Consider the following 13,372-nt stretch of genomic DNA (forward strand, 5'->3'; position numbering starts at 1 on the left):
ACATAATAAAAAAGATGTAAATTGGTATTCATAGAAGTAGAGGCGAATATGATTAAAGTTTGTATTTTATCACCAATAGATAACTCTAGTTTTGATTTAGGCTGTTTATATGAAGTATTTTCGTTACCCCTGGTAATTGAAAGTAGTATTGTTACTAAAGTACTTAAAATCCCAAAAAATAAGCATGTTGATTTATCAAATAAAGCATTTAATTTAAATCAATATGATATGTTGATTTTTTGTGGTTGGGATGATTATTCAATATTAACATCTGAATCAGTTGAAAGTTTAGGAGGTTTTTTACGAATACGTGGTCAAATTATTGTTATTGGAAAAAGAGCCGAAAACCTCATTCAGAAAAATTTTGATTTGAAGTTGATTGATCCTACTTGCATTCAGGTTTTGGATTCTGGTTTAGGTGTTCTTGAATGGGCAACACAGTTTGTTGCGCAAAAAAAAGGGTTGTATATAGCGCAAAATATGGCCGAAAAACTAAATTTATGTCCGAGTATTGTAGCGTCCATGGCTAAGAGTAGTGCAAGTAATTTATCGCTTTGCTCTTTGAGGTTAAGAAAGGTTCTCGCTTGGGCTGAGGCCAATTTAAGTTCAATAAAAACGATAGATCAACTGGCGGAAAAAGCGTGCTTATCAAGGCGCAGTTTTGATCGTCAGTTTAGAGAAAGTGTAGGAAAAACGCCAAAAGACTGGTTGACAGAGAAGCGATTACAATTAGCTAAGTCTTATCTTGAAAATAGTGATTTGGCGCTTGATGAAATTGCCTGTGTTTCTGGCTTTGGTAGTTACCCTAATTTACGTAATAGCTTTAGTAAGAGTGTTGGTCAATCCCCTAATTTATATCGACAATTAAGCCGTGTAGGATAATTTACAAAGTAACTTTATTTATTAATAGTTACTTTGTATGTTTATTTAATTTATCTTTCTTCTGGTCTAACACAACCAATATTTGGATTATTTCCTCCTCCTAGCTCATTTAGTGCTATCTCTTCCAATCGGTCTAATTCATCTTGTAACGCTTGATCTATCTCTGAAGTACTTTTTTTAGATTTATTATTTTTAACATTTGATTGTTTTTTTTCCTGCATGATCACTTTCCTATTTTAAATGATTAATTATAAGCTTATTAAAAATAGAATTTTGTATTTGTCTTTAAATTTCAATCGATTGTCTTGTTTTTTAGGTTGAGTAAACTTTAAGACTTTAAGTGTTAAAAATGAGACGAAACAGGCTATATCGATTTTTAAAGCATATTTACATGTTAACTTTGTTTCGTTAATAACTGAGGGGGATAACATGTATAGTAAAAATTTAATTCCAATTTTGAACGTAGGAGCTGAGGTTAATCAGTTTAGCCCTCATGGTTTAGATTCATTAGACCCATTACCAAATAAAGATGAATTTGTTTCTTCAGCTCCAACATTAAATGAGCCTCGTACTAGTGCATATACTATATATGTTGATTTACCTGATACTGATGAGGAAATGTTACTAGTACACGGATATTTAGGTCATAGAATTAAAGTTAATAAAGATATTGCAATGTATTTAAGGGCTAATGAAGATAAACGTCCACCTAGACCTCTTTATGGTGAGTGGAAAGACCTTGAATATCGTGATATGAAAGTAGAAAAGCCAGAAAGTGAAATTATCACATCTTTGCGAAAAAAAGGCTTTTTAACGCTTAGAACACAAGAGCAAGAGCACAGTTTTTTCAAACAGTATGCTACTAACAAAGCAAATACTATGATAAAGCAAGCGCCATATTACCTAATAATGCCTACATATTCATGTAACTTAAGGTGTCCTTATTGTTTTCAGGATCACATGCGTACAGACCCTAATTACAGTCATTTATTAAAAAAAATGACACCTGAAACTGTTGATTTAGTTTTTGATAATTTGCCTGTATTAGAAGCTCGCCATAACTTTGTTGCTGACGAAAAACATGTACGTACTTTTAAGTTTTTCGGTGGTGAACCGTTACTTAAAGAGAATCGAGATATTATTGAATATACCATGAATCGAGCGCGTGCAGAGGGTAAAGCTAAATTTCTAGCTATCAGTAATGGCACAGATCTACAACACTATAAGGATTTACTTGGACCCGAAGGGATTTCTGAGATCCAGATCACTTTTGATGGCACACCAAAAGAGCATGATAAACGCAGAATTTACCCTGATGGTACAGGAAGTTTTGAGCTAATTAGTCAAAATATACAGCTAGCTTTAGATTTAGGGGTGAAAATTATAGGGCGTATAAATGTTGATAAAAATAATTTAACTGATTTACCAGAGTTAGCTGATGTTATTAGTGAGAAAGGATGGGGAAAATATTCAAATTTTGGTGTTTATTTAGCTGTTATCGTTGCACACAATGAACAGACAAGTGATACGGAATGTTTCGGTACCCGAGAGTTAAACCATGCATTTATTAAATTAAAGGAACAATATCCAAAGCTTGATATGTTTCAATTTGATGGTGATGCAATGAAAAAGAAAGCGCGTAGAGTGTTCGAAACCAACAAAGAAAATTCACCACAACTCCCTCAATTTTGCGGTGCACATAACAAAATGTACGTTATTGATGCATTTGCTGATATTTATGCGTGTTATGAAAAAACTGGAGATGAAAAAATACGCATAGGATATTTTGATCAAAAATCAGGTTTAAATATCCATAAAAAAAATGAATGTGATTGGCGCTCTCGTACCGTAGCTTCTAATCCTATTTGCTCTCAATGTCGATATGCTTTTTATTGTGGTGGAGGTTGCGCAATAAACGCAGAAGTAAGGACTGGGAAAATGCATGCAAACTTCTGTGATTCATATGGAAAGCGGTTTAGAGAAAGTGTTGCTGAAGCATATTTAGAGAGTAAACAGGCGTGAACATTCTATTTTGCAGTTTAAACCGTAGAGGATTCATTAATCCGATGATTGGTTTAGCTTTACGATTGCAAAAAGTGGGTCATACGGTTGCTTTTATTTGTGATATGAGTTGTGAAGGATTGCTAAATGAGCAAGGACTGGCTCGGATCCCGCGAGGTGATATTGATGGTCATAGCTTTTTAATTAAAAAGTGGGCTGAACCCGTTTTTTGTGCAATCCAAGCTAAACATACTCAGTATGCGTTAAGTCAATTTTCAGCAGATTTAATTGTAACGCAGCCTCTGGCAATGGGATGTATTTTCGTAGCCAAAAAAGCACAAATAAAACATGCCACAATAGGTTTTTTTTCTCCATTATGGCTAGATAAAACCTATAGTCAGGTTAGTAATATCGATACATCTCTGTGTAATTTAAGAAAATGGAGAGCGCAAAATTTACTTGATTTATATAATCGTTTTTGCCGATATTTAGGTATCAATGAATCCCAATATGTAACGCATAGTAATGAATTACTTGGTGATGCGCATTTGGTTCGAAATTACTCAGAACATTTGAGCGCACACCTTCCTAAAAACTACTTTGTTATAGGTAGCATGCTTTGGGAGGAGGAACCTGATGAAGTAATACGTAATTGGGTAGCTGATGCTAAGCGTAAGAATAAAAAAATTATTTATATTCAGCATGGGCAGCGTTTTCATCAAGATAGTTTTTGGGATCAGATAGATGGCTGGGCATGTAATGAGCAATTCGCAATCGCTGTTAGCTTTGGAGATTTTATCGAGGATGGCGCAATACATCATAAAAACGTGCTTGCAAAACCTTATATACCTCAAAGCTTCATGATGAAAAATGCATGTTTTGCGATAACTAATGGACATACAACTTCAGTTCTGGGTGCGATTGAAAGTGGTATTGATATGGCTGTTTTTACTGTTAAAGGTGAGACCGTTGATAATGGTGTTTTATGTGAAAATCTACCTAATTTTTATGTGTTTGATGAGAGTGATTCAGAAGTACCAGATTTGAGCCTTATTATAAAACACAGGCTTAAAGACAAAATAACACCTCTCAAAAGAGATGATTTTTTTGCAGCTACACAAGTAATAGATAACTTGTTACAAAATTAAAATTATCTAGGGTTATTTTAATTTGCTTTGCATTTTAAAAATAACAAAGAGCAAAAGAATTTTTTATTGTTCGAACAGATGTTTAGCTAATGTCAAAGCGAATAATAGATTTACTAAGCGGCCACTTTTTGGCTATTGATATTTAATAAGGAAAGTCATTATGAAAAATGAAAAACTAGAAAATGTTACAGCAGAAGAACAAGAAATAAATTTAGATGAAATTTCAGCTGAAGAGCTAGAAGCGCAAGCTGGTGGTTTAATGCCATCAATGATTGATGATTGTAATGGTACCTTTACTTGTGTCACATATGATTAATATTTTAATCTAATAAATATTACTAACTAAAATAACTACCACATAAGGTGTTAATTATGAGTAATCACTACAAGTGATTGTAATAGTAACTTTCTACGTGGAACATATGATTAAGTTGTAATAATTAAAGAAGATTAATAGTAATTACTATTAATCTTCCTTTGATATTTAAGGGAGTTTAAATGGATAAAGAAATATTAGAAACTGCTTTTGATCTAGAGCTAAAAGTAAACTTAGATGATATTTCACCCGAAGAATTAGATCTTATATCTGAAGATAATCCAGAATTAAAAAATACAAATTTTAACCATAAAAAGTATTTGTTACTTAAATATGACAATAATTAATTAGAAGCTATAATGTTAAATTTTAATCAGATAAAAACTGCTATCCCTGAATTTAAAGCTACTTTTACCAAGCTTAAACAGCAGTCTGTTATAGATAAATATCACAATATTGAAAAATCATTATTTTCTCTTTTTACATCTAATTCTTATCTAGAGTTAACAATAATCACCACAGAGCAATGTAACTTTAGATGTGTATATTGTTATCAAGACTTTCAGTCGGTTAAATTGAATGAGGATAGAGCATATAGTGTGATCCGCTTTATAGAAAAGAGTGTTGAATCAGGTTTACGTCATTTGCATATAAGTTGGTTTGGAGGAGAGCCTACTCTTAACGTTATGCCTATACATAAAATAGGTAATGCAATAAAAAAAATTCAGCTTAATAATAATTTAGTTTATACCTCAAATATGAGCTCCAATGGTTATTTATTATCTAAAAATCGTTTTAATGATTTATTAAATAGTGGTGTAAATCACTTTCAAATATCGTTAGATGGTTGGCAAGAATTTCATGATCAAACTCGTATTCGAAAAAATGGTCAAGGAAGTTTTTATAGAATATGGAAAAATTTGCTTTGTTTTCGCTCTTTTAAAAAGCATTTCATAATTGATCTTCGTTTACATATCACACAAAAAAATATTGATTCGATTGAAGTATTAGTAAAAAACATACTTAAAGAGTTTTCTAAAGATCATAGGTTTAATGTGATGTTAGAAGAAATTAAAGATCTAGGCGGTGAAAGTAGTGCTAGTCAACTGGTTCCAGATAAAAAAATAAAAAATAGACTTACTCATATTAAAACTTCACTACTTCCTATGAAGAGACCGTTTAAAAGTGCGCATAATAAAATTTGTTATGCGGCAATCCCGAGGCATTTGCTTATTTTTCCTGATGGTCAACTCGGAAAATGTACCGTGATGCTAAAAGATCCAAGAAACGTTGTAGGTAAATTGGAACATGATGGAGATGTAATACTAAATAAAGAGTTTTATAGCTATTGGATCCGAGGGTTCTCAACTTTAGATAAGCAAGATTTAAGCTGTCCTGCAAAGCATTTACCAAAAATATTTGATGGTGTTGAGCGTATCGCTGTTAAGCAAATTTAGGAAAATTATGACTATTCAGAAACGGCGTTCAATTATTCGGCCTGAGGTTATCGAAGCTAAAATAGGTTTGCAGGGAGAAGTTATTTTAATTAGGCCTCCTTCCTCTTTATTTTTATGTGTTTTTTTCTTAGTCAGTTTATTTTGCATATTTTTATTTTTGTCTTGGTCTGAGTTTACTAAAACAACACGTGTGGCAGGTGTATTAAAAAACCCCGCTGGGATAACGAAAGTATTGCCACGGCAATCAGGTGTGATAGATAAACTTTATGTAAAAGAAGGACAGCATGTAAAAAAGGGAGAAAAACTTTATCAGGTACGTACAGAACAAAATAATATAGCGGGTTCTATTTCGAATCAAGTGAACAAAAGTTTGTTACAAAGCTTGAAACTCGTGCAAGAGAAAATAAGTTTTCAAGAAAAACTTAACGCATTAGAGTCGGCTGAAGTTGATCGCACAATTAAACAATTTAACTTAGATGCATTACATTTGATCGATGAAATCGCCTTACAAAAAGAATATTTAGAAATATTGGCTAATGAACTTGCTGAAATAGAAACGCTTTATAAAAAAAAGCAAATTACAAAGGTTGAATATAATGGTAAGTATGCCCAATTTCTTGAAAAGCGTATAGCAGTAAAGTCACTTAAAAAACGTCATCAAGATTTGTTAAATCAGGTTGATAATGCCGACCATAATCGTCAAAACTTAAATATACGCGGGAAATCGTTGATAATTAGTTACCAACAAAAAGTTGTTGATCTAAAAAGACAAATATCGGATAGCGATGCTAAAGAAGCTTATATTATATTAGCACCGCATGATGGAATTATTTCTAATATCTACTACAGTGATGGTCATTTTGCTGTAATGGGCAAAATATTGATGAATATACTACCTGAATTAAGTGATTTAATCGCTGAAATATATATTCCAACTAGCGCGATAGGTTTGGTTGAGGTTGGTCAGTCAATTCAGGTTAGATATCATGCTTTTCCTTATCAAAAGTTTGGTTTTTTTGATGGCGATATAGAAAGTATATCCAAAACCTTAATTGAACCTAATCAAGCAGTATCTTCTAATTTGATTGATGTTCCTGTTTACCGAGCACGTGTCAGGTTAAATACACAAATCATTAATGTAAAAAACAAACGCATCAGGTTACAACCTGGGATGACTTTAAATGCAGATGTACAAGGGGAAACTCGCAATTTAGTTTCTTGGTTTTTTGAACCATTCTCTGATGTGACACGAGGATAAAATTTAATGAATACATTAATAAAGAAACTGCAGTTTAGTTTAAGGCGTAAGTTACCTGTTGTTTTGCAAAGTGAGGGTGCTGAATGTGGCCTTGCGAGCATATGTATGATCGCTGGTTATTATGGCTATAAATTTGATCTAGTTAGTTTAAGGCGTAAATTTCCTATTAGTTTAAAAGGTGCAACGGTTAAGCAATTGGTATCTATTGCTAATCAACTTGAGTTGGTAGGTAGGCCTATGAGGCTGGAATTAGAGCAGTTAAAAAAATTTCAACACCCTATTATATTACATTGGGATTTATGCCATTTTGTTGTTCTTAAATCAGTAAAGTCAGATGGTATCTGGATCCATGATCCCGCAAAAGGAACTGTATGGTGTCCATGGGAGAAGGTGTCTCGTTCATTTACTGGAGTTGCAATTGAGCTGCGACCATCGGAAGATTTCAAAGCTAAAAATGAAGAAGTATCTTTGGGATTCTCTTTACTTTGGCGAAAAGTAATCGGGCTAAAACGTAGTTTAGGTCAAATTCTTATATTATCTTTGGTCATGCAGAGCTTACTACTTATATCTCCTTATTTTATCCAGCTTGTTGTAGATAATGTGGTTGTTACAGACGATCATCAGTTTTTGATGATATTAGGCATCGGATTTTCTTTATTACTTTTCTTACAGGTCGCTGCTCGTGCAGTACGTGCTTGGGTAGTACTTTATTTACGTTCAATATTAGGAATTCAGCTTGTCTCTAACCTAATGAGACACTTACTCAGGTTACCCATGAGTTGGTTTGATAAACGCTTTGTTGGAGATGTATTATCGAGATTTCAGTCTTTAGATTATGTTAAACGATTATTAAGTGAAGGTTTTGTTGAGGGGATGTTAGATGGGCTAATGGCGATATTAATCTTGTTTGTCATGTTTTATCTTAATGTAACATTAGCGCTTGTCACTTTGACTAGTGTTGTGATTTTTATTGTTATGAGGTTAGCGTTATTTCAGCCACTTCGCAATGCAACCAAAGAAAGCTTGCAGCTTAAAGCGGCTAGTGATAGCCTTTTTTATGAGTCTGTACGCTCGGTATTGCCTGTGAAAATATTTAACGGTGAAGCGACTCGGCAGTCTAAATTAGAAAATGCACAAGCTGACTGGATAAATGCAGATATTAAAGTTGGGCGGTTCAGTATTTTTCAGCTAACAGCTAAAGATTTAGTTTATGGCTTTGAGTATATATTACTAATTTGGTTTGGTGCTTTTTTCATTTTAGATGATGTGATGACAGTTGGTTTATTGTTTGCTTTTTTGGCGTACCGTCAGCAATTCGCAACCAGCTCACAGTTTTTTTTAGATAAATTGTTTGAATGGCGAATGATGGGGTTACATTTAGGACGCATTGCGGATATAGCGCTTTCTGATGCTGAAGAATCATTAGAAACGGACTATCCAATGTTACAAAATGTGAAAGGAAAATTAGAAATAAAAGACTTGTCATTTCAATATGATTCTAATGAACCTTTTTTGTTTGAAAATTTGTGCTTAACCGTTGAATCTGGTGAAAGTGTGGCTTTGGTTGCACCATCAGGATTTGGTAAAACATCTCTTATGAAACTAATGATGGGATTATCTAATCCTAATAAGGGAATGGTAATGCTTGATGGTGTTGATATCAGAAAAATAGGTTTGAGTAACTACAGAAGCAGTACCGCTGCTGTGATGCAAGGCGATAGTTTATTATCTGGTTCAATAGGCGATAATATCAGTTTTTTTGCTATTGATGTTGACCAGGAATTAATGGACTCAGTTTGTCAGCAAGCGCAAATTTTTGATGATATTCAATCAATGCCGATGGGGTTTAACTCGCTTGCTGGTGATATGGGTAGCACATTGTCTGGAGGGCAAGTACAACGGGTATTAATTGCAAGAGCTTTATATAAACAACCAAAGATTCTGTTTTTAGATGAAGCCAGCAGTGCTCTAGATAAAGACACTGAAAAAAGAATAAATATTGTACTCAAAAATCTGGGGATCACGCGCATTATGATAGCCCATAGACAAGAAACAATAGATATGGCTGATCGTATTATTTATTTGCAAGAACATATTAATAAAGAGAATAAGATAGAACAAAATTCAGAGAATAAAACCCCTACCCTTGTAGCGGTTAAATAACCCGGATATACGGTGAAATCAATTAAGGTTAAAACTATGAATACGGCATTAAAAAAAATAATCATTCTTGCTGCTTGCTTTATTGCTTCAGGGGTATTTGCTGATGAGGATCAGTTGACAGTAGAAGAGCGTCTATATGGACTGTCAACCTTGTGGAAGGAAGCGAGTTATAACTTTGCTTATTTTGATCAAGTGAGCAATCTAAACTGGGATGATGTTTATCAAAGTTATATTCCACAAGTAATAGAACCCCAAAGTAACTATGAATATTATCGAACGCTGACAAAGTTTTTAGCAGGTCTTAATGATGGAATGACATATGTAGAAATGAGTGCTGACATGGTCAAAAAAAATGTAGCCCACCCATCTATAAAATTAGCTGAGGCAGGCCGCGAAGCTATTGTTGTGGGAGTGAGTAAAGAGTTAGCGAAAAAAATACCTTTAGGCTCGATAATTACTCATGTTGACAGTGTAATAGTTGAAGACGTTTTACGAGATGAAGTATTTCCATATATTAGCAGCTCTACAGACCATATTCGTTGGCATGAAGGGATTCGGGGAAACTCTAAATTAGGTTATGGTCTTTTGATGGGGCCTAGAGAATCAAATGTAAATATCAGATATAAAACATTGTCGGGTGTTATTGGAGAATTGGATTTGAAACGAAGTGATGATCTTGATACCAAAAATTGGTTATTCGCGAGTGGCATAGTTAAAAATGATAATTCGATAGAACACAAAAATCTTGATGGTAATATTAGCTATGTTGCATTAAATAATTTTACTGATATGGATATTAGTAAAAGATTTAATTTACTAATACCTAAATTACAATCATCATCAGCTTTGATTTTGGATTTGCGAAATAATCGTGGTGGAAATACGATGCTTGCTGAAGAGATATTAAAACATCTTACTTTTCATGATTTAGAAGGCACACGCACTAAAATGCGAGTTCATAATTCAACTTATAAAGCTTGGGGGAAATATTCGACTCAGTTTGCTTGGGCTAAAAAATATGAGCCATACTTTAGTGGAAATGCGTGGCAAGAAAATGAACCGGATAAAATTTTTGCTGATGATGTGACTTTTGAAAATAAAGTTGTTGTACCTACTGTAGTATTAATCAGCCGAGAAACATCGGCTGCGGCAGAGAGTTTTTTAGTATATGCATCGAGTGCTAGTCATATAATACTGGTTGGGGAGCCAACATTTGGTAGTACAGGACAACCACTTGATATTGAATTACCTGGAGGTGGCTTTGCAAAAATTTGCACCAAAAGAGAAACTTTTGCTGATGGTAGAGATTTTGTTGGTTATGGTATTCAACCAGATATATTAGTTAAACGAGATGTTGCTTTTTTTACAGCGAATGTCGATAAAACTTTATTTACGGCTAAAGATTGGTTAAGTAAAAAATTATCGAATAACGTTTTTATAGCTGCTAAGACTTCAAAATAAAATTATAATAATAGATATAGGCTTAAGAATCGGCTCTGTTTACAAAATACTTTAAAGGGCTGAGTTTAGTTTGTTTTTTAATAATAATAATTATTCACACTATCAATAAGATGCATTATATTTGTTTTTATAATGAAAAAATTTCATTATATCCTTTTTGACATTCCCCCTTTTAGAACCATACTTTCGACGTAACTTTAATTAAAAAGTAAACATGGACAGGGATAGATGTTATGAAAATTAGGACAAAACTATTATCAATGATGTCAATCATGGCTATTTTACCACTCATATTATTAGCCAGTATTTTAAGTAAAACCTCAATAGAAAGTTTATTCACTTCGTTAGAGCAAGAACAAAAACGCGCTTTAATTGCATCAAGAGAGCAAAAAAAACAGCAAATAGAAGGTTATTTTAAAAACATAGAAAACCAAGTAAATACCTTTTCAAATAATCTTATGGTGATAGAAGCGGCAAAACTTTTTAGTCAAAATTTCTATAATATTAATTTAGATATATCAAAAATCACTCCAGAATTAAGATCTTTTTATTTTAACGAATTTAATCATGAATTTAAAAAAAGGAACCAAAATGAAGATGTAAATCCATCAAAAATTATAAATGGTATGTCAGAGGAAGCATTGCATTGGCAGGATTTTTATATCGCTAAAAACCCTAACCCTTTAGGTGAAAAAGATGCGTTATTAACATCAGATGATAATTCACTCTATTCTAAAACCCATGAAAAATACCATAGTACATTTAGAGATTATTTAACTAAATTTGGTTTTTATGACATTTTCATAGTTGAACCCAATACTGGCCATATTGTTTATTCAGTATTTAAAGAATCTGATTTTGCTACATCATTACTATCAGGTCCGTATGCAGAAACAGCAATAGCGAATGCGTTTAGAAAAGCCAATGCTTTCAATAATTCTGAGCAAGTATTTCAAACAGACTTTTCACCTTACTTACCTTCTTATCAAGATCCTGCGGCATTTATTGCGTCGCCTATTTTTGAAAATGGACACAAAATTGCGGTGCTAATTTTTCAAATGCCAATAAATAATATAAATGCCATTATGACAAGTAATGAGAAATGGTTTGAAGTCGGCTTTGGTTTATCTGGTGAAACTTATCTTGTAGGTAGTGATCAAACTATGCGCAATCAAAGTCGATTTTTGATAGAAAATAAAGCTGGATATATTCGATCTTTAAAACAAAGTGGACAAGTGGTTGAAGCTAATATTATTGATGCCAAGGGCACTTCTATTGGTTTACAAAAAATAAGTAATAAAGGCGTGGATAACGGATTAAAAGGAAACTCAGGCTTTGAAGAGTATGTAGATTATAGAGGTGAGCCAGTCTTTTCTGCTTACGCACCTATAAAAGTGGGCGGTCATAATTGGGTGATATTAAGTGAAATAGATAAAGCAGAGGCTCTTGCACAAGCTTATTTATTAGAAACTAAAATGCTAAATATTTCACTGTATATTACAGTTGCTATTGTGTTTGTCGCACTAATAATAGGGCTCTATTTTGCGCGAAGTTTAACTAAGCCGTTAAATCACTTAATTGTAAATTTAAAGAGCATTGCTACTGGTGGTGCTGATTTAACACAGCAATTAGAAGAAGCAAAACGAGATGATGAAATTGGAGAGTTAGGAAAAGCTTTTAATGTATTTAACGAATTCATTAAAGATTTAGTTATCGAATTAAAGCAAACGTCAGAATGTATGGACTATTCTTCAACTCAATTAAAAAGTAGTACGTTAGTTGCTATGGATGCTGCTTCTCAACAGAAAATGCAAACTGAAATGGTCGCAGCTGCTGTAGAAGAGTTTCATATGTCTATCAAGGAAGTTGCTAATAATACAGATCAATCTTCTCGCACTTCTGAAGAAGCTGATACTATTTCTAAACAAAGTGCAGATTTTGCGGAAGAGGCACGTTTACAGATAGATAAATTAGTGCTTGGTGTGGAATCGGCTTCAGGTGTGATTTCATTATTAAGCAACGAAGTTGAAGAAATTAAAACAATTTTAAAAGTGATTGATGAGATTGCAGATCAAACCAACTTACTGGCGCTAAATGCAGCAATAGAAGCTGCTAGGGCCGGAGAACATGGTAGGGGTTTTTCTGTTGTTGCTGATGAAGTGAGAAGCTTAGCAGCAAGAACCCAGCAAAGTACCATCGAAGTACAAAATAGAATTAATGCATTGGAGTCGGCGGCAGAAAAAGCTGTTAGCTCCATGGATTATGCAGCATCTATGGCGCAATCAGGTATAGACTTAGTTTCACAGGTTAGAAATAAATTAACAGATGTGTCGGATGTGATAGAAACCTTATCTCAAATGAATGCCACAATCGCAACAGCGGCAAATCAACAAAAATTTGCTGCTGACTCTGTTAATGAAAGCATTTGTTTTATTGATGAATATGCGCAATCAAATGCTGCTATTACAGAGCAAGTTAAAGCATCTTCAGAAGAGCTAAATAATTACGCCACAAATTTATCTTCGTTAGTTGGACGTTTTAAAATAGCTTAACAAACTTGCTTAGTAACTTTGTTTAAGTTCTCTTTGTGGTAGAAATATATATTATTAAATAATTAAAGATAAGTAATTCATAAAAGATGAAAAATGTAAGTTGACCAACTTCTATAACTTTGGCTTTTCATTCT

At 33.3% G+C, this 13,372-nt stretch carries 11 protein-coding genes; 10 read left to right on the top strand and 1 reads right to left on the bottom strand.

What is annotated here, in order from left to right:
- Positions 1 to 48 precede the first annotated feature (48 nt).
- Positions 49 to 882 (top strand): helix-turn-helix domain-containing protein, encoded by an 834-nt coding sequence (locus tag CJF42_RS02585; RefSeq protein ID WP_095365179.1) that lies wholly within the window; start codon positions 49 to 51, stop codon positions 880 to 882.
- Positions 883 to 932: 50 nt separating this feature from the next.
- Here the strand turns inward: CJF42_RS02585 and CJF42_RS27165 are convergent, their stop codons facing one another.
- Positions 933 to 1,103 (bottom strand): hypothetical protein, encoded by a 171-nt coding sequence (locus tag CJF42_RS27165; RefSeq protein WP_170940445.1) that lies wholly within the window; start codon positions 1,101 to 1,103, stop codon positions 933 to 935.
- Positions 1,104 to 1,311: 208 nt separating this feature from the next.
- On the opposite strand from CJF42_RS27165, the gene CJF42_RS02590 reads away from it, so the two are divergent.
- The 9 genes from CJF42_RS02590 to CJF42_RS02620 all read left to right on the top strand — a co-directional run bounded on the left by CJF42_RS02590 (position 1,312) and on the right by CJF42_RS02620 (position 13,238).
- Positions 1,312 to 2,904: a radical SAM/SPASM domain-containing protein gene (locus CJF42_RS02590; RefSeq protein ID WP_095365180.1), complete on the top strand. Its 1,593-nt coding sequence runs from the start codon at positions 1,312 to 1,314 to the stop codon at positions 2,902 to 2,904.
- A gap of 44 nt (positions 2,905 to 2,948) precedes the next feature.
- Complete coding sequence (locus tag CJF42_RS02595) at positions 2,949 to 4,031, top strand: hypothetical protein (RefSeq protein ID WP_095365181.1); 1,083 nt, start codon at positions 2,949 to 2,951, stop codon at positions 4,029 to 4,031.
- Positions 4,032 to 4,191: 160 nt separating this feature from the next.
- The gene (locus CJF42_RS27170; RefSeq protein WP_170940446.1) at positions 4,192 to 4,347 is read left to right on the top strand and encodes a hypothetical protein; all 156 of its coding nucleotides are present in this window, start codon (positions 4,192 to 4,194) and stop codon (positions 4,345 to 4,347) included.
- 182 nt (positions 4,348 to 4,529) lie between these two features.
- Positions 4,530 to 4,694, top strand: coding sequence for a hypothetical protein (locus CJF42_RS27175; RefSeq protein ID WP_170940447.1), 165 nt, complete (start codon positions 4,530 to 4,532; stop codon positions 4,692 to 4,694).
- A gap of 12 nt (positions 4,695 to 4,706) precedes the next feature.
- Complete coding sequence (locus tag CJF42_RS02600) at positions 4,707 to 5,804, top strand: radical SAM protein (RefSeq protein WP_095365182.1); 1,098 nt, start codon at positions 4,707 to 4,709, stop codon at positions 5,802 to 5,804.
- Between the two features lie 7 nt (positions 5,805 to 5,811).
- Positions 5,812 to 7,062: an HlyD family secretion protein gene (locus CJF42_RS02605; protein ID WP_170940448.1), complete on the top strand. Its 1,251-nt coding sequence runs from the start codon at positions 5,812 to 5,814 to the stop codon at positions 7,060 to 7,062.
- 6 nt (positions 7,063 to 7,068) lie between these two features.
- Complete coding sequence (locus CJF42_RS02610; protein ID WP_095365184.1) at positions 7,069 to 9,225, top strand: peptidase domain-containing ABC transporter; 2,157 nt, start codon at positions 7,069 to 7,071, stop codon at positions 9,223 to 9,225.
- A 36-nt stretch (positions 9,226 to 9,261) separates the two neighbouring features.
- On the top strand, positions 9,262 to 10,686 hold the full coding sequence (locus CJF42_RS02615; RefSeq protein ID WP_095365185.1) for a S41 family peptidase: 1,425 nt from the start codon (positions 9,262 to 9,264) through the stop codon (positions 10,684 to 10,686).
- A 233-nt stretch (positions 10,687 to 10,919) separates the two neighbouring features.
- Positions 10,920 to 13,238 (top strand): methyl-accepting chemotaxis protein, encoded by a 2,319-nt coding sequence (locus CJF42_RS02620; protein WP_095365186.1) that lies wholly within the window; start codon positions 10,920 to 10,922, stop codon positions 13,236 to 13,238.
- Positions 13,239 to 13,372 lie beyond the last annotated feature (134 nt).

This window comes from Pseudoalteromonas sp. NBT06-2 (assembly GCF_002276045.1).
Lineage (GTDB): Bacteria > Pseudomonadota > Gammaproteobacteria > Enterobacterales > Alteromonadaceae > Pseudoalteromonas.

Bases quoted from the DNA above. Each gene is read 5' to 3' on its own strand.
- CJF42_RS02585 (WP_095365179.1), top strand. From the start codon at position 49: ATGATTAAAGTTTGTATTTTATCACCAATAGATAACTCTAGTTTTGAT.
- CJF42_RS27165 (WP_170940445.1), bottom strand. From the start codon at position 1,103: ATGCAGGAAAAAAAACAATCAAATGTTAAAAATAATAAATCTAAAAAA.
- CJF42_RS02590 (WP_095365180.1), top strand. From the start codon at position 1,312: ATGTATAGTAAAAATTTAATTCCAATTTTGAACGTAGGAGCTGAGGTT.
- CJF42_RS02595 (WP_095365181.1), top strand. From the start codon at position 2,949: ATGATTGGTTTAGCTTTACGATTGCAAAAAGTGGGTCATACGGTTGCT.
- CJF42_RS27170 (WP_170940446.1), top strand. From the start codon at position 4,192: ATGAAAAATGAAAAACTAGAAAATGTTACAGCAGAAGAACAAGAAATA.
- CJF42_RS27175 (WP_170940447.1), top strand. From the start codon at position 4,530: ATGGATAAAGAAATATTAGAAACTGCTTTTGATCTAGAGCTAAAAGTA.
- CJF42_RS02600 (WP_095365182.1), top strand. From the start codon at position 4,707: ATGTTAAATTTTAATCAGATAAAAACTGCTATCCCTGAATTTAAAGCT.
- CJF42_RS02605 (WP_170940448.1), top strand. From the start codon at position 5,812: ATGACTATTCAGAAACGGCGTTCAATTATTCGGCCTGAGGTTATCGAA.
- CJF42_RS02610 (WP_095365184.1), top strand. From the start codon at position 7,069: ATGAATACATTAATAAAGAAACTGCAGTTTAGTTTAAGGCGTAAGTTA.
- CJF42_RS02615 (WP_095365185.1), top strand. From the start codon at position 9,262: ATGAATACGGCATTAAAAAAAATAATCATTCTTGCTGCTTGCTTTATT.
- CJF42_RS02620 (WP_095365186.1), top strand. From the start codon at position 10,920: ATGAAAATTAGGACAAAACTATTATCAATGATGTCAATCATGGCTATT.